At 58.2% G+C, this 16,963-nt stretch carries 15 protein-coding genes and 1 tRNA gene; 4 read left to right on the top strand and 12 right to left on the bottom strand.

What is annotated here, in order from left to right:
• Window positions 1-30: 30 nt before the first annotated feature.
• The 7 genes from rfbC to ACQ4WS_RS07535 form a co-directional block, all read right to left on the bottom strand.
• Entirely contained in the window at window positions 31-576 is a 546-nt protein-coding gene (gene rfbC / locus ACQ4WS_RS07565) for a dTDP-4-dehydrorhamnose 3,5-epimerase (protein ID WP_436475053.1), read from the bottom strand.
• 203 nt (window positions 577-779) lie between these two features.
• On the bottom strand, window positions 780-1,673 hold the full coding sequence (gene rfbA / locus ACQ4WS_RS07560) for a glucose-1-phosphate thymidylyltransferase RfbA (RefSeq protein WP_436475051.1): 894 nt from the start codon (window positions 1,671-1,673) through the stop codon (window positions 780-782).
• Window positions 1,673-2,752: a dTDP-glucose 4,6-dehydratase gene (gene rfbB / locus ACQ4WS_RS07555; RefSeq protein ID WP_436475049.1), complete on the bottom strand. Its 1,080-nt coding sequence runs from the start codon at window positions 2,750-2,752 to the stop codon at window positions 1,673-1,675. The genes rfbA and rfbB overlap by 1 nt, the downstream gene beginning before the upstream one ends.
• Before the next feature lie 159 nt (window positions 2,753-2,911).
• Window positions 2,912-4,375 carry an undecaprenyl-phosphate galactose phosphotransferase WbaP gene (gene wbaP, locus ACQ4WS_RS07550; RefSeq protein ID WP_436475256.1) on the bottom strand — a complete coding sequence of 488 codons (1,464 nt, stop codon included), beginning with the start codon at window positions 4,373-4,375 and terminating at the stop codon, window positions 2,912-2,914.
• Window positions 4,376-4,452: 77 nt separating this feature from the next.
• Window positions 4,453-5,871 carry a mannose-1-phosphate guanylyltransferase/mannose-6-phosphate isomerase gene (locus ACQ4WS_RS07545; protein WP_436475048.1) on the bottom strand — a complete coding sequence of 473 codons (1,419 nt, stop codon included), beginning with the start codon at window positions 5,869-5,871 and terminating at the stop codon, window positions 4,453-4,455.
• 273 nt (window positions 5,872-6,144) lie between these two features.
• The gene (locus ACQ4WS_RS07540; protein WP_436475046.1) at window positions 6,145-6,501 is read right to left on the bottom strand and encodes a diacylglycerol kinase; all 357 of its coding nucleotides are present in this window, start codon (window positions 6,499-6,501) and stop codon (window positions 6,145-6,147) included.
• A gap of 309 nt (window positions 6,502-6,810) precedes the next feature.
• Window positions 6,811-7,071: a hypothetical protein gene (locus ACQ4WS_RS07535; protein WP_436475044.1), complete on the bottom strand. Its 261-nt coding sequence runs from the start codon at window positions 7,069-7,071 to the stop codon at window positions 6,811-6,813.
• 299 nt (window positions 7,072-7,370) lie between these two features.
• On the opposite strand from ACQ4WS_RS07535, the gene ACQ4WS_RS07530 reads away from it, so the two are divergent.
• From ACQ4WS_RS07530 to galE, 4 genes are all read left to right on the top strand, one after another.
• Window positions 7,371-7,444, top strand: a tRNA-Gly gene (locus tag ACQ4WS_RS07530).
• A gap of 340 nt (window positions 7,445-7,784) precedes the next feature.
• Complete coding sequence (locus ACQ4WS_RS07525) at window positions 7,785-8,942, top strand: Fic family protein (protein WP_436475042.1); 1,158 nt, start codon at window positions 7,785-7,787, stop codon at window positions 8,940-8,942.
• Window positions 8,943-9,192: 250 nt separating this feature from the next.
• Window positions 9,193-9,873 (top strand): tRNA (guanosine(46)-N7)-methyltransferase TrmB, encoded by a 681-nt coding sequence (gene trmB, locus ACQ4WS_RS07520; RefSeq protein ID WP_436475255.1) that lies wholly within the window; start codon window positions 9,193-9,195, stop codon window positions 9,871-9,873.
• A gap of 147 nt (window positions 9,874-10,020) precedes the next feature.
• Window positions 10,021-11,040 carry a UDP-glucose 4-epimerase GalE gene (gene galE, locus ACQ4WS_RS07515; protein WP_436475040.1) on the top strand — a complete coding sequence of 340 codons (1,020 nt, stop codon included), beginning with the start codon at window positions 10,021-10,023 and terminating at the stop codon, window positions 11,038-11,040.
• Between the two features lie 189 nt (window positions 11,041-11,229).
• Here the strand turns inward: galE and ACQ4WS_RS07510 are convergent, their stop codons facing one another.
• From ACQ4WS_RS07510 to ACQ4WS_RS07490, 5 genes are all read right to left on the bottom strand, one after another.
• Window positions 11,230-12,516, bottom strand: a complete 1,287-nt coding sequence (locus tag ACQ4WS_RS07510; protein WP_034785857.1) for a Glu/Leu/Phe/Val family dehydrogenase — start codon at window positions 12,514-12,516, stop codon at window positions 11,230-11,232.
• 160 nt (window positions 12,517-12,676) lie between these two features.
• Window positions 12,677-13,654: a LysR family transcriptional regulator gene (locus ACQ4WS_RS07505; RefSeq protein WP_436475038.1), complete on the bottom strand. Its 978-nt coding sequence runs from the start codon at window positions 13,652-13,654 to the stop codon at window positions 12,677-12,679.
• Between the two features lie 44 nt (window positions 13,655-13,698).
• Window positions 13,699-14,181, bottom strand: coding sequence for a hypothetical protein (locus tag ACQ4WS_RS07500; protein WP_436475036.1), 483 nt, complete (start codon window positions 14,179-14,181; stop codon window positions 13,699-13,701).
• On the bottom strand, window positions 14,181-16,004 hold the full coding sequence (gene recQ, locus ACQ4WS_RS07495; protein WP_436475034.1) for a DNA helicase RecQ: 1,824 nt from the start codon (window positions 16,002-16,004) through the stop codon (window positions 14,181-14,183). Before recQ ends, ACQ4WS_RS07500 begins: the two co-directional genes overlap by 1 nt.
• A 6-nt stretch (window positions 16,005-16,010) precedes the next feature.
• The gene (locus ACQ4WS_RS07490) at window positions 16,011-16,856 is read right to left on the bottom strand and encodes an undecaprenyl-diphosphate phosphatase (protein WP_436475032.1); all 846 of its coding nucleotides are present in this window, start codon (window positions 16,854-16,856) and stop codon (window positions 16,011-16,013) included.
• Window positions 16,857-16,963 lie beyond the last annotated feature (107 nt).

Below are 16,963 nucleotides of genomic sequence, written 5' to 3'. Positions count from 1 at the left end.
GTGAATGGTGGAGCTGCTGTATTGCAGTGCTCAGGCGAAAACGTCGGCATTGGCCAGCAATGTGCCGACTTTGTCCTTGCCCGACAGTAACGGTTCGCCGTCAAGCGGCCAGTCGATGCCGATCGCCGGGTCATTCCACAGGATGCTGCGCTCGAATTCCGGTGCCCAATAGTCGGTGGTCTTGTACAGGAACTCTGCGTTGTCGCTGGTCACCACGAAGCCGTGGGCGAAACCTTCAGGTATCCATAACTGGCGTTTGTTGACTGCTGATAAGGTCACGCCTACCCAGTGGCCGAACGTCGGCGAACTCTTGCGCAAGTCGACGGCAACGTCGAAGACTTCGCCGGCTGTCACACGCACCAGTTTGCCTTGCGGCTGCTGGATTTGATAGTGCAAGCCGCGCAACACGCCCTTGGCTGACTTGGAGTGGTTGTCCTGCACGAAGTCGCGGGTAACGCCAGTCAGTTCGGCAAAGCGTTTCTGGTTAAAACTCTCATAGAAAAAGCCGCGATCATCGCCAAAGACAGTAGGCTCGATGATCAGGACGTCAGGTATGGCGGTGGTTTGAATTTGCATGGTTTTGGGTAAGCTTGCTGATTGCCGGGGAGTAATGCCGCTCAGTTAGTGTTCGTGATGCTACCTTTAGCCCAATAACAAGAACTGGGGTCGGGCCGGGCGGGTCCGACCCCAACTCTTCGCCTCTGGGTTTAGCGAATTTACTGGCGCTCATACATCACGCCAAAACCCTTAACTGAACGGCATTAGTCGCTGGGGAAGTTTTAGTATATTTTCTCTTCAAGGAGGCGCAGCAGGTATTGACCGTAAGCGTTCTTTTTCAAGGGTTGCGCCAATGCTTCGAGTTTGGCGGCGTCGATGTAGCCGCGACGGTAGGCGATTTCTTCAGGGCAGGCCACTTTCAAGCCTTGGCGATTTTCGATGGTGGCGATGAATTGGCCCGCCTCCAGCAGGGACTCATGCGTGCCAGTATCGAGCCAGGCCATGCCGCGGCCCATCAGTTCGACGTTCAATTGGCCCCGCTCCAGATAAGCACGGTTGACATCCGTGATTTCCAGCTCACCGCGTGGCGACGGTGCAATGCCAGCGGCAATATCGCACACCTGGCTGTCGTAGAAATACAGGCCGGTGACGGCGTAGTTTGATTTTGGCTTGAGCGGCTTTTCCTCGATGCTGACGGCGCGGCGCTGTGCGTCGAAGTCGACGACGCCATAACGTTCCGGATCGGTGACATGATAGGCGAACACGGTCGAGCCACTGGTGCGAGCGGATGCTTCCCGCAATTGCGTTTCGAAGTCGTGGCCGTAATAGATGTTGTCGCCCAGAATAAGGGCCGATGGTGCATCGCCGACAAACTCTTTGCCGATGATGAAGGCCTGTGCCAGGCCATCCGGACTGGGCTGCACTGCATAGGTCAAGCTGATACCCCATTGGCTGCCGTCGCCCAGCAACTCCTGGAAGCGCGGTGTATCTTGTGGCGTGGAAATGATCAGGATATCGCGTATGCCGGCCAGCATCAGGGTGGTCAGCGGATAGTAGATCATCGGCTTGTCATATACGGGCAGCAGCTGCTTCGATACGGCCATGGTGACAGGGTACAGGCGCGTGCCGGAGCCGCCAGCCAGGATGATGCCCTTGCGTTCGATGGTTGTTGTCATTATTGTTGCTCCTGGGCCGTGTCGCGTGCCGAGTAGTTTTTCTCCACCCACTTCAGGTAGTCGCCCGACTGGACATCGCGTACCCAGGCCTGGTTGTCCAGGTACCATTGAACGGTCTTGCGGATGCCGGTGGCAAAGGTTTCGGCCGGCTTCCAGCCCAGTTCGCGCTCGATCTTGCGTGCATCGATGGCATAGCGGCGGTCATGGCCGGGTCGATCCTGCACATACGTGATTTGTTCACGATAGCTGCCGGACGCCTTGGGGTCGAGCGTGTCGAGGATGTCGCACAAGGTGTGCACGACTTCCAGGTTGGCCATTTCATTCCACCCGCCAACGTTATAGACCTCGCCCAGGCGTCCCGCTTCCAGCACGCGGCGAATCGCCGAGCAATGGTCGCCCACGTACAGCCAGTCGCGCACTTGCATGCCATCGCCATAGATAGGCAAGGCTTTGCCGGCACGGGCATTGCTGATGATGAGCGGAATCAGTTTTTCCGGGAAGTGGAAGGAGCCATAGTTGTTCGAGCAGTTGGTGGTGAGCACCGGCATGCCGTAGGTATGGAAATAGGCGCGCACCAGATGATCGGACGCCGCTTTCGATGCAGAATACGGGCTGTTGGGCGCATATGGCGTCGTTTCCGTGAATGGCGGGTCGTTCGGTCCCAGGGTGCCATACACTTCGTCGGTCGAGACGTGCAGGAAGCGGAAGCCGTCCTTGGCTGCGCCCGTCAGGCCGAACCAGTAAGCGCGCGCCGCTTCGAGCAGGCTGAAGGTGCCGTTGACGTTGGTCGAAATGAATTCGCCGGGGCTATGGATCGAGCGATCGACATGGCTTTCTGCGGCAAAATGCACGATGGCGCGCGGCTGGTGCTCTGCCAGCAGGCGGGAGATGTGGGCGGTATCGCAAATGTCGCCACGTACAAAGATATGCCGCGGGTCTTGCTCAAGGCTTGCCAGATTGCTGAGATTGCCAGCGTAAGTCAGTTTGTCAAAATTGACCACGGGCTCATCGTTGAGCGCCAGCCAGTCACGTACAAAATTGGAACCGATGAAGCCGGCGCCGCCAGTCACTAAAATCATGATGCTATCCTTTGTTTCCCTGGGCATGTTGAAAGTAACCACCGAGGACGTTTTCGCCTGGGGACGAACTGTCGGGGTACACGCATTTGTAAAATGTAAATATTATAATATTTTCTTGGGCGATACAGCTGAAATTGCTTTATCGGCTGAAGTCGCTAACTAGTACGCGCCATCCTTCTTGAAGATGACTTTCACCGTTTTGAGCAGTATGACAATGTCGTTGAACAGAGACCAATTCTTGACGTACCAGGCATCGAGATAAACGCGCGTATCATAGCTGACGTCGTTCCTGCCGCTGACTTGCCATAGGCCCGTGACACCGGGCTTCGCTTCCAGGTAATAGTCTACTTGGGGGCCATAACGCTCCAGTTCCGCATCGACAACCGGACGCGGCCCGACCAGGCTCATTTCGCCTTTTAATACGTTCCATAGCTGCGGAAGTTCATCCAGGCTGGTCCGGCGCAGGAAGTGGCCGATCGAGGTGATGCGCGGGTCGTTTTTCAGCTTGAAGTCACGGTCCCATTCGGCGCGGGCTTCAGGATCGCGTTCCAGCAACTCCTTGAGCAAAACGTCGGCATTCACGGCCATGGTGCGGAACTTGTAGCAGAGAAAATGCTTGCCATTCTGGCCCACGCGCTTGTGGCCATAGAAGATGGGACGGCCAGAGGCCATGACCTTGGCGGCGATCCACAGCAAGATGGGAGCGCCGACGATCATTACGCCGATCGAGACTATCAGATCAAAGCAGCGCTTAATCAGTTGCAAGCCTGGCCGCGCCAGGTTGTTGCGCATGGTCAGCAGCAGCACTTCATGTGCAAAGAAATGGTTGACTTCCATGCCATACAGGGGCAGGCCGCGTACGGCAGGTACCACTTGCATGTTGAAGACGCGGCGGCTGACTTGTTGAATCATGCCTTGATAGGCATCAATACCACCTTGCTCCAGTGCGACGACCGCATGCGGATCGCCCAGCAGCTTGAGTGTTTTTTCCGGATCGTCACCGAGCGAAATGCAGGGAACGGTTTGCTTGTTGCGGTTGAGGTAGTGATGTTCGAAGCGCTCCTGCCCTTCGGGTATCAGGAAGGCGATCAGGCGATAGCCCATCAACGCTTCCTCATCGAAGGCACGTGCGGTTTGCAAGGCATTTTCGCCCCAGCCGATGATGACCATGGGGCGTATCCAGCCGCCAATTTTCATCAGCAGGTATTTGACGACGCCGCGCAGTAGTAATACCGCGCACGGTAGCAGCAGCCAAGTGGCCAGCAGCGCCTCGCGCGAGGAATCGCGCTTGCCCAGGAAGAGCAGGGCCGCATCGATCAGGCCCATGACCATGGCGATTTTCAGGATTTCCTTGATTTCGTTGGCATAGGGGCGGCGCTTGGCATGGTGGCCCTTCAACTTGAAGAGGCCCAGCGTGACCAACGAGAGCAGACAGAAGCTGGACATGCGTGAGGTATCGATGCCCCAGCCATTCAACTCGCTTGCATCAAGTGTCCATACTCCAGCAAGCCAGAATGCGGCGAACATGGCAAGCGCATCGGCAAAAGTCAGAAAGTATTTTTCCGCTTGGCTGCTGCAATACCACTTTAGTTCTTGTAGAAATATGCCTTCGATTGGTTTCATGATGACTTGCTTAACCTTATAAACTTCAGTGTGAATTCTTGCTGTGCCGCATGCATGGTGATGACGTATTTGTTCGGTCAAACTCGGCCGTAGCGGTCTTCAAAGCGGACGATATCGTCTTCCCCAAGGTAGCTACCCGATTGAATTTCAATCAATTCCAGGGGGACCTTGCCAGGGTTGGCCAGCGAATGCACCACGCCCAGGGGAATATAAGTGGATTGATTCTCCGTCAGCAGATATTCCTTGTCACCATTGGTGATCTTGGCCGTGCCGGATACCACGATCCAGTGCTCGGCGCGGTGGTGATGCATCTGCAATGATAGCTTGGCGCCCGGTTTGACGGTGATGCGCTTGACCTGGAAGCGTTCGCCGTTGCCGATGGAATCGTACGATCCCCACGGTCGGAACACTTCGCGGTGCATGGTCGCTTCAGCACGGTCCTTGGTGATCAACTGCGCCACCAGGGTCTTGGTATGTTGCGCCTGATCCGCATCCATGACCAATACGGCGTCGGCCGTTTCCACGATGACGGTATTGCGCATGCCGATGGCGGTCACCAGGCGGCTATTGCCATGCACCAGGCAATCATTGCAATCTTGCATCAGTACATCGCCGTGGGCGCTATTGTTGTTGGCATCTTTTTTTGCCACGTCGAAGACGGCGGCCCATGAGCCGATGTCGTTCCAGCCGGCGTCGAGCGCGATGGTGGCCGCATGGCTGGTGCGCTCCATGACGGCATAGTCGACGGCGATATCGGGGCTGGCAGCGTAGGCATCGTGGTCCAGGCGGATGAAATCGAGGTCACTTTTCGCCTTGGACAGCGCTTCCCGGCACGCCGCGACGACGGCCGGCTGAAAGCGTTCAAGTTCTGCCAGGTAACGGCTGGCACGGAACACAAACATTCCGCTGTTCCAGAAATAATCGCCGCTGGCAATATATTGTTCAGCCAGCGCCAGGGCCGGCTTCTCGACGAATTCGACAATACGCTGGACCTGGCCAGCTGCGTCGCCCTCGGCGCGGATATAGCCGTAGCCTGTCTCCGGTCCGGTCGGGGTAATGCCGAAGGTGAGCAAGTTGCCTTGTTCTGCAGCATCGCGCGCCAGCTTGATGGCGCTGTGGAACGCTGGGGTATCCAGGATGACATGGTCGGAAGGCAATACGAGCAGGATGGGGTCGTCGCCGTTTTCCATGGCTTGCAGGGCCGCTGTGGCAATCGCCGGCGCCGTATTGCGGCGCATCGGTTCGAGCACCATGCGGGCATTGTTCAGACCTATCTCACGCAACTGTTCCGCGACAATGAAACGCGACGATTCATTACACACCAGCAAAGCCGGTGCCAAAGCCTCAATACCAGCCAGCCGTTGCAGCGTCTGCTGCAACATGCTGGTTTCGCCGGACAAACGCAAAAACTGTTTAGGGTAGCCTTCGCGCGACAGGGGCCACAAACGTGTGCCGGAACCACCGCAAAGAATCACTGGTACAAGGGGAATGTTCATCTACGCATCAATTCAAAATTAAAACAGCTTCGCTAAAGGGATGCTGAGTCGTTAGCCGCTCGAAAATAAGCGATTATTGTTTTACGCAATTGTCATGCAAGCCACAAGGCGTGCTGAGAATCAATATTGGTAAAGATAAAATATTTCAAAAAGGCATTATTTTAATGAATTATAGGAATCTATGTATTTCTTCTCACCGCTTCGCATGTTGACGTGGACAGCGAGGTGCCTTGGCGACCCATGCATTGTAATTTGCTTGGCAGCTATAGCTACTCAACTGGAAAACGTTTCCAGCAAAAAAGCAACAAAAATGCAGGCGGCACTGATACTGAGAATGAGCACAGCCCCTGCGGCGCAATCCTTGGCGATCTTGATGCTGGGATGCAAGCCAGGATGTAAGTGGTCAATCAAGTGTTCAAGTGCCGTATTGAACAGTTCAGCGGCCAGCACCAAGCCACAGTTGAGTAGCAGCAGCGCCCACCAGATCATTGCAGGCTTGCACCAGGCGAGCACGATCACGACCATCAGGGCGGCAAGGCATTGCAAGCGAAAGCTCGATTCCATGCGGAAGGCGGCGCTTAAGCCTTGCAGGGCAAATCCCATGCGTTTATGGAACGGCTGGTTTTTCATTAACTTTATATGATTAGCCGGGGAATTTCATGTTCCTGACGATCCGGTGCTTTTTCTGAAAAGATATGCGTATCGCTTGCACATGTAGAGAACGAGGCATCAGGCATATACAAGACTGGCGTAAAAAGCGCGCGCGTCACTGAAGAAAAATAAAAAGCCCGTTTTCAAGAAAATGAAAAGGGGCTTTTATCGAGAAATTGGCGCTTCGTATGATGAGGCCAACTTCTTGTCGGACCAGGCCAGCGTTATGCGGCTTGACGTCAGCCCGCTGGCTTGGCCTTGTCTGTCTCCGCCAAAGGCATCAACAGATTACTTGGCGTGGCTTGGGGTGGTGTGCGTGGTGGTCGAGTCCGAGCTTGCTGCACCGGCCACAACGGCAACTGCTGCGCCGATGGCGATCAGGGCGCTCGTGCTCAGGCCGGCAACAGTACCGGCGGCGGCAGCACCAGCACCAGCAGCGGGTGCTGCTGCTGCTGGAACAGGTGCGCCACCAACTGGTGCCGTCGTTTGAGCCATGGCTTGTGCGGAAGCAAAGCACAGGATTGCCGAAGCGATCAGAATTTTCTTCATGGGATATCCTTTTAGGTTGAACAGCGGGAATGCTAAACTGTCACGCGATTGTAGCAACATTTCTCCAGCTAGTCTGCGCCACACCGTTCGTGACGACAATAATTTCTTTTATTTTAGTCGCATACCAGGCGATTCACCGTGCCAGGCTGGCCGCGATGTTGTTCTCTATCAACAAAAACGCTGATGTGCCGATGTGGATATATTATTTTATTATTATTTTCCGCGAGAATTCCCGATGAATTCGAAGGCGCCGCACAAGTTTGCCAAGTCCTTGCCATCCCGCGTAAAATGCAGGCTTCGCGGGTGTAGCTCAATGGTAGAGCAGAAGCTTCCCAAGCTTACGACGAGGGTTCGATTCCCTTCACCCGCTCCAATGAGAAACGGCGTAAAACTGTTTTCGCCGCCCCACAAAGCAAAAATTGCTCCACAAAAGACGTTCAAGCGAGCTTTTCATGGCGATAGATTACTTGCTTATTGAGCAATAAATTTACCTCATTTCAGTTGTCGTATCGGCAATTTCTCCATCTGTTCGCACATGAGAAACTTGCATTAAAAGCTACAAATCTCCCCAAAATTTTAGATGTCTTGACTTGTGAGTTTGGGTTATTACATATGTGATATTCAGCGATGACGCGTAAGTGTATGATTTTTAGGTGTATTATCTTGAAAATTCAACTTAATCCTTGGCGCCATTTAAGAAAAGCAGGATCGATATGCCAGACTTCCACCACTTTGACCTGAAGCTTTTAAATCCCTCGTTCGACTCGCCGCTTGTCGATGTTCTAACGGAACTGGAACACTTGCGGCGATTGCAACTTGGGGGCACAACGCCCGCGTCAACCTTCTTCCAGCTCAAGCATATTTTCCACATGCTGGAAAGCCTCGGGTCTGCGCGAATCGAGGGCAACCATACGACTCTTGCAGACTACGTCGAGACTTCGGTGGAAGGGGGCACGAACGATAGCGACCAGGTGCGCGAGATCTCCAACATCGAAAAGGCGATGCAATATATCGAGGATGTGGTGACGCCGAATTCTGCGGTCTCGGAACACTTCATCCGGGAGCTGCACGCGCTGGCAGTGCATGACCTGGAGAGAGAGGGCGACCGCACGCCTGGCGCATATCGAACGGGAGCGGTCCGCATTGCGAAGTCAGACCACCTTCCGCCAGATCCTGTCCTTGTACCTGGTTACATGGAAGAGCTGATGGGGTTCATCAATCGAGATGATACTCCCAAGTATGCCTTGATCAAGGTTGCGTTGGCACATCATCGTTTTGGTTGGGTTCACCCGTTTAGTAACGGGAATGGGCGCGTTGTGCGTTTGATGACCTATGCCCTTTTGATCAAGTATGGTTTCAATGTCAAGACAGGCGGACGGGTGTTAAACCCGACCGCTGTTTTTTGCAATGACCGTGAGCGCTACTATGCGATGCTTTCATGCGCGGACAAGGGGACGGATGAAAGCCTGGATCGCTGGTGCACCTACGTTTTGCAAGGCATCCTGGATGAACTGCAAAAAGTGGACCGGCTGACCGACTACACTTTCTTGAAGGAAAAAATCCTGATCCCCGCGCTTGCTTACTCGGTCCAGCGGCAATTGATCACGCATGAGGAACAAGCGATTTTGCTTGAGGTGGTAAAGCTGGGCACCGCAAAATCTGGTGATCTGGCCAAGGTGATGCCGGGGCTAAATCCAGCTCAGCGCACCTACCAGATCAAGCGCCTGGTGGAAGGTAAGATGCTGCAACCCATTAAGCCTGGCGCACGCCAGTACACGATGTGCTTTACGAACAACTACCTGCTTCGCGGGGCCATCAACGCGCTATCGAACGAGGGCTTCATCTCCGCGTCCTTGCTTGGCCCTGCGTAAGCAGGCTTTCTTAGGGAAATCCCCGCATGGATGCTAACTTGCGCCACTGCTATAATGCCACTTTTGCGGATTGAGAACGGGCCGCAAGCCCGCATGGCTGTTGAATTTCTTGTCGAGCTTCCCGAGCGACGAGGGTTCGATTCCCTTCACCCGCTCCATTTTTCGCTGGCGCCTGGCTTGATGCGGCGCGGCCACTTATTTCTCCATTCCCATGTCTTCTGATACCCCAGCAAACGGCCCGGCGCGGCCGATGATGTACGATCCGACCGAACACCGCATCCGCAGTTTCGTGACCCGCGCAGGACGGCTTTCCGTGGCGCAGGCGCGCGCGCTCGAGACTCTGGGGCCGCAGTTCCTTGTGCCTTTCGCCAAGGAACCGATGGACTTCGAGCAGGTGTTCGGCCGCAAGGCGCCCGTGATCCTGGAAATCGGTTTTGGCATGGGGGCGACGACGGCGCATATCGCCAAAGCCATGCCGGAGAAGGATTTCATCGGCGTCGAAGTGCATACGCCCGGTGTCGGCAGCCTGTTGAAGCTGATCGGCGAAGAATCGCTGACGAATCTGCGCTTGCTGCAGCACGATGCGGTGGAAGTGCTGACGCACATGATTCCTGCCAATTCGCTGGCCGGCATCCACGTTTTCTTCCCCGATCCATGGCACAAGGCGCGCCACAACAAGCGCCGCTTGATCCAGTCGCCGTTCGTCAAGCAATTGACCGATCGCCTGGCGCCGGGCGGTTATTTGCATTGCGCCACCGATTGGGAAGATTATGCGGTGCAAATGCTGGAAGTGCTGGGTGCCGAGCCGCAGTTGCACAATAGCGCCGAAGCTTATGCACCGCAACCGGCGTATCGTCCGCTGACCAAGTTTGAAAACCGTGGCTTGAAGCTGGGCCATGGCGTGTGGGATCTGGTGTTCATCAAGAAATAACCTGGCGGTTTGCCTACCTGTGCCGTTTGCGCGAGAACAAGCCTGCTGCGGTGACGCCGCAGGCTTTTTTCATACGCGCCAGCGTGCGCTGGCTAGGCAAGGCGCGGGATTTACGGTAGTCTTATCTTTTTTGCATTGGTTGATATTATGTCCAAGAAAATACTCGTGACCGGCGCATCCGGTTTCATCGGTTCGCATACCTGCGTCGAATTGCTGGCTGCCGGCTTTGAGGTCGTCGCGGTGGATAATCTTTGCAATAGCGCGCGCGAAGCGATGGCGCGCGTCGAGCGCATCTCCGGAAAAAGCGTGCCCTTCTATGTAGCGGACGTGCGCGACCGCACGGCCATGGCCGCCATCCTGCGCGAGCACGCCATCGATGCCGTGATCCATTTCGCCGGCTTGAAGGCCGTGGGCGAATCCGTGGCGCAGCCGCTGATGTATATGGACAACAATGTGACGGGCACCGTGGCCCTGCTGGAAGTGCTGGCGGCGGCGAACGTGAAGCGTTTTGTCTTCAGCTCGTCGGCCACCGTGTATGGCGATCCGGAAGCCTTGCCGATCCTGGAAACGTCGCGCCTGTCCGTGACCAATCCATACGGCCGTTCCAAGCTGATGGTCGAGCAGATCCTGGCTGATCTCGTGCACGCTGATGCACAATGGCAAGTAGGAGTGTTGCGCTATTTCAACCCGGTGGGCGCGCATGCCAGCGGTTTGATCGGTGAAGATCCGGCCGGCATCCCGAACAACCTGATGCCCTTCATTGCCCAGGTGGCCGTGGGCCGCCGCGAGCGCCTGGCCGTCTTCGGCAATGATTACGCTACGCCGGACGGCACCGGCGTGCGCGACTACATCCACGTGGTCGACCTGGCGCTGGGCCATGTGGCCGCATTGAACCGCCTGTTTTCCACCGATGGCGGCTTTACCGTCAACCTGGGCACGGGCCACGGCTACAGCGTGCTCGACACCGTGCGTGCCTTCGAAGTGGCCAGTGGCCGCGCCGTGCCGTACGATATCGTGCCGCGCCGCCCCGGCGACATCGCCAGCTGCTACGCCTCGGCCGACAAGGCGAAGCAATTGCTGGGCTGGCAAGCGCAGAAAAACATCGATGACATGTGCACCGACCACTGGCGCTGGCAGCACCAGAATCCGCAAGGCTACGCGGCGTAAAATAGGTCCACCAGATACAAAAAAATCCCGCTCACACGCAAGTGTGGCGGGATTTTTTTTAGAGCGCCAGCAAACCAATGGCACCAATGGCGCCTGAAAAATGTCCAGGGCTAGGCGCCGCCCCGAAGACAGTACGCCAGTACGGCGAGGGGCAGGCAACAACGCCCTGGACTTTTTCTCAGGCAGCCATTATGGATACAAGCCGCGCACTTCGCGAGCTTGCAGCACGCGCGTGCACGCCAGAATGAAGGTGGCGGTACGCATCGACACTTTCTTCTCTTGCGACACTTGCCATACCGCGTCGAACGCTTCGCGCATGATGCGGGTCAGGCGGCTGTTGATTTCTTCTTCCGTCCAGAAGAAGCTCGAGAAGTTCTGTGCCCACTCGAAGTAGCTGACGGTCACGCCGCCGGCGTTGGCCAGCACGTCCGGCACGATCAGCACGCCGCGGTCGGTCAGGATGTCGTCCGCTGCCGGCAGGGTCGGGCCATTGGCGCCTTCCAGGATGATCTTGGCGCGGATAACTTGTGCGCGTTCAGCGGTGATCTGCTGTTCCAGTGCGGCCGGGATCAGGATGTCGCAATCGATGCCCCAGAAATCTTCGCGTGGCACGAATGCCTCGGCGCCCGGGAAGCCTTCGACGCTGCCCACTTCGGCTACGTGTGCCAGCAATTGCGGGATGTTCAAGCCGCCGGCATGCACCACGGTGGTCTTGTGGTCTTGTACTGCGACGACCTTCGAGCCGGCTTCAGCGAACATGCGTGCAGCGACGCCGCCCACGTTGCCGAAACCTTGCACGATGACTTTCGCGCCTTCGAGCGACATGCCGACCTTGGCGGCCGCATCGCAACCGACGACGAAGACGCCGCGGCCCGTCGCATCGCGGCGACCCAGGCTGCCGCCCAGCGAAATTGGTTTGCCCGTCACCACGCCAGTCGACATATTGCCGCCGATCATGGCGTAGCTGTCCATCATCCACGCCATGACTTGCTCATTCGTGTTGACGTCCGGCGCCGGGATATCCTTGTTCGGTCCGATGATCATGCTGATCTCGCTCGTGTAGCGGCGGGTCAGGCGTTGCAGTTCGTTGCGCGACAGGGTCTTCGGATCGACACGGATGCCGCCCTTGGCGCCGCCGTATGGCACGTTAACCGCTGCATTCTTGACCGTCATCCAGGCCGACAAGGCCATCACTTCCGACAGGGTCACGTCCTGATGGAAGCGCACGCCGCCCTTGCCCGGGCCGCGCGACAGATTGTGCTGCACGCGGTAGCCTTCGTAGTGGGCAATGGTGCCGTCATCGCGCTCGATAGGCACGTCGACCGTCAGGATACGCTTTGGACGCTTCAGCGTTTCCACCCAGCGCGACAGGTTGCCCAGGTACGGCGTAACGCGGTCGATCTGCTCGAGGTAGACGCCCCATGGGCCCAGGTCTTCAGGATTGAGGTAGGAAGGAAGTGCGTGCTTGCTGGTCATGCTTGAAAGCTCCTGACAATACGAATACGTTAGAGGCACAGCCGAGATGCAGCTGCGCGCAGCGGAACCGCATCGTAGGCGATAGCCTCATGCCCCGGCCAATGCTTTGTCGGCATCCGGTTATGCATTTCTTGCATAGTTGTATTGTCAGGATAGTCAGTCAGGACTGGACTGTCTCGGTGGCGCGTTTGCGGCGCTTGCCTGCGCGCGCCTTGCCGTCCTGCGCCTGCACCAGGTATTGCCACAGGCTTTCGACGATCTGCTTGCCGGGACGCAGGCCAGACGGGCGTTCGCGGTACAAACGGATTTCCAGTTCGATTTCCCATCCTGGCGCGCCGCCGTCGGCGCGCGCCAGGTGCTTGTATTTGACGTCGCGCATGACGGCCGATTCGGGCAGGAAGGCGATGCCGCGTCCTTCCAGCGCCATCATTTTCAAGCCTTCGGCCATGTCCGTTTCATAGCAGGTCTCCAGGAACAGGGGCGCCTTGGCGTCTGCCACCAGCAATTCCACCATGCGTCCCAGATAGGCATTGTTGGTGTAGGAGAGGAAGGGCAGCGGCTCCTTTGCACTGCCGGGCAGGACGAAATCCGGCACCTTGTCCTGGCCGCAGCGCGCATACGCGCGCAGGGTTTCGCGGCCCATCACCAACATGTCGTAGCGGCCCGGGTCCAGCTGCACCGGCTGGCGCGGATGGTGATAGCACAGCAGCAGGTCGCAGCCGCCGTCGACCAGCTGCAGCACGGCGTCGTGTACGTTCAGCGCCATCAGACGGCTGTTGATGGGCGCAAAACCTTCTTCCAGCGCCGTCAGCCATTTCGGCATGAAGGTCAGCGACAAGGTATGCGGCACGGCAAAATCGACACTCGTTTGCGTGGCCGCGCGCTTGCCGCGCAACAGGGCGCGCACGCCGTTGATTTGCCCCAGCATTTCCAGCGCCTGCTCGTAGAATACGGCGCCGGCCGGCGTCAAGCGCGTGGGGTAGGACGTGCGGTCGACGAGGTCGATGCCGAGCCAGTTTTCCAGCGACTGGATGCGCCGCGAAAAGGCCGGCTGGGTGACGTGGCGCAGGGCCGCGGAACGGCTGAAGTTATGCGTTTCAGCGAGTGAAATGAAGTCTTCCAGCCATTTGGTTTCCATCGCGGCAGCGTTCTCTTATCAAGGGCAAAGGCAAGGTGGGGTGATCAGGCCTTGCCGGTCGATGCCACCGGCTGGTACAGGGCGGCGGGCAGGCCAAAGAAGGAGGGCGGTCCCAGGGTCGTGCCATCGAGCGAGCCGCCCGCGTTCAAGCCCTTGTTGATGGCCGACAGCAAAGAGCTGCGCTCGGCCAGGTTTTGCATCAGCGCGCGCGGGCCGTTGTGGTAGGTATGCTGGGCGATGTCTGCGGCGACGATAAAGATCGGCTCGCGGCGCAAGGGGAACTCCACCCACTCGCCGTCCTCGTCCTGCGCGCAGAAGGTGTCGGGCAAGGTCATGTTTTCGGCGCCGGGCAGGTGCGACGCCAGCACCAGGCCGAAGGCTTCCGGCACCACGTCGGCCAGGCGGCGCACGGTGAGGTCGTCCTGCACCAGGGCACGTACTTGCGCTTCCACCGCGTCGTCGGCGTCGGGCTGCGCGCCCAGAATTTTCACGGCCTGATAGATCCGGTCGGACGAGAGTGCTTCCATTAAATCATCTCCAAAATCATGGCGACGATTTCGTCGCCGTACGAGGCCAGTTTTTTCTCGCCCACGCCGCTCACGCCGCGCATCTGTTCCAGCGAGGTGGGCTTGGCCTTGGCGATTTCGCGCAGGGTGGCGTCGACGAAAATGACGTAGGCGGGCACATTGTGCGTGCGCGCCGTCTCCACGCGCCACCAGCGCAGCTTGTCGAAGATCGCCTGTTCGCTGGCGGACAGGTCCGTTTCGACATAGCCTTTCGCCACGCTGGTGCTGCGCTTGCTGGTTTTCACCGGTTTCTGGTACTGGCGCAGCTGCACTTTCTGGCCGCCCTTGAGCACGGGGCGCGAGGCGTCCGTCAGTTTCAGCGAGCTGTATTGTTCATGATCGACCGAGACGAGGCCCAGCGCGATGGCCTGGCGCAGGATAGCTTTCCACTCCGCTTCGCCCAGGTCCGAGCCGATGCCGAAGACGGACAGCGAGTCGTGGTGCCAGGTCTTGATGCGTTCCGATTCCACGCCGCGCAGCACGTCGATCACGTGGCCGCCGGCGAAGCGCTGGTCGACGCGGTAGATGGCCGACAGCAGTTTTTGCACGGGCACCGTGCCGTCGAAGGACACGGGCGGCACCAGGCAGGTGTCGCAATTGCCGCACGGCGAAGCCGGTTCGCCGAAGTATTCGAGCAGGCGCATGCGGCGGCAGCTGAGCGTTTCGCACAGGCCCAGCATGGCGTCGAGCTTCACGCCCAGCACGCGCTTGAAGGTGTCGTCCGCTTCCGATTCATCGATCATGCGCCGCTGCAGCACCACGTCCTGCAAGCCGTACGCCATCCAGGCGTTGGCGGCCATGCCGTCGCGGCCCGCGCGCCCCGTTTCCTGGTAATAGCCCTCGATGCTTTTCGGCAGATCCAGATGCGCCACGAAGCGCACGTCGGGCTTGTCGATGCCCATGCCGAAGGCGATGGTAGCGACCATGACGATGTTTTCTTCGCGCAGGAAGCGCGCCTGGTTGGCGCTGCGCTTGGCGTACTCCATGCCAGCGTGGTACGGCAGGGCGCGGATGCCGCTCTGGTTCAGAAATTCGGCCGTCTCTTCGACCTTTTTGCGCGACAGGCAGTAGACGATGCCGCAGTCGCCCGTGTGTTCCGTGTTGATGAAATCGAGCAGCTGCTTGCGGCCATTCGCTTTTTCCACGATCTGGTAGCGGATGTTCGGACGGTCGAAGGACGAGACGAACTGGCGCGCGTCTTCCAGCTGCAAACGCAAGGCGATTTCGGCGCGCGTCTGCGGGTCGGCGGTGGCCGTGAGCGCAATGCGCGGCACGTCCGGGAATTGCTCGTGCAGCACCGACAGCTTGATGTATTCGGGACGGAAGTCATGGCCCCACTGGGCTACGCAATGCGCCTCGTCGATGGCGAACAGGGAGATCTTCGAGGCCTGGAACAGGTCCAGGCAGCGCTGCGTCATCAGGCGCTCCGGCGCCACGTAGACGACGTCGATGCCGCCCGTGCGCACCAGGCGCTCGATGCGGCTCGCTTCTTCGTAGGTTTGCGTGGAATTGAGGAAGGCGGCACGCACGCCGACTTCCTCCAGCGCGTCCACCTGGTCCTGCATCAGGGCGATCAGCGGCGAGACGACGACGCCGACGCCGTCGCGCAGCAGGGCGGGAATCTGGTAGCACAGCGACTTGCCGCCACCGGTGGGCATCAGTACCAGCGCGTCGCCGCCGTGGCTGACGTGGTCGACGATGTCGGCTTGCTGGCCGCGGAAGGCCGGGTAGCCGAAAACGGTTTGCAGCAGGTGCAGCGCGCGCTGGTTAAGATCTTGATTCATAGTGCCTTATTCTGCCCAAACAACCCAGCCGTAGTGGGCGCTGGCCAGGACCAGCAAGCCAAACACAATGCGGTACCAGGCAAAAAACGTGAAGTCGTGCGAACTGATGTAGCGCAGCAGCCAGCGCACGCACAGGAAGGCGGAGATGAAGGCGGCCACGGTGCCCAGGCCGAACAGGGGCACGTCGGTGGCCGACAGGATGTCGCGCGCTTTGTACAGCGAGTAGAAGGTGGCCGCCAGCAGGGTGGGGATGGCCAGGAAAAACGAGAATTCGGTGGCTGTCTTGCGCGACAGGCCCAGCAGCATGCCGCCGATGATGGTTGAGCCGGAACGGCTGGTGCCGGGGATCAGCGCGAACGCCTGCGCGCAGCCCACTTTCAAGGCGTCGAACGGCGTCATTTCATCTACCGAGTTGACGCGCACGGTGACGGGATTGGTGCGCGCGCGGCGCTCCACCAGCAAAATCACGATGCCGCCGATGATGAAGGCCATGGCCACGGGCACGGGCTTGAACAGCGCATGCTTGATCATCTTGCCGATCGCCAGTCCGATGATGGCCAGGGGCAGGAAGGCGATGGCGACGTTCAGCACGAACTTGCGTGATTTGACCTCGGTGCTGAAGGTGGACAGCACGCTGCCGATGCGCTGGCGGTATTCCCAGCACACGGCCAGGATGGCGCCGGCCTGGATGGCGATTTCAAATACCCCCATGACTTCTTTCGAGACATCCTGTGTAAAGTCGAGCAGGCTGCCGGCCAGGATCAGATGTCCCGTGGAAGAAATCGGCAAGAATTCGGTAAAACCTTCGACCAGCCCCATGATGATGGCTTTTAACGCAAGAATGAGATCCATAGATGTATACAAGGGTGTAATTGACAGGATGGGGGTGACCGCGTGGCGCCAGCAATGCGCGCGGGGTCGAAGCTTACCATGCCGGAAGCCCGGCGAGCCGATTTGGG

It is taken from the genome of Janthinobacterium leeuwenhoeki (assembly GCF_051380795.1).
In the GTDB taxonomy this organism is placed as follows: domain Bacteria; phylum Pseudomonadota; class Gammaproteobacteria; order Burkholderiales; family Burkholderiaceae_D; genus Janthinobacterium.
Note: the sequence above shows the minus strand (reverse complement) of the source record. Positions and strands in the feature narration are given on the sequence as shown.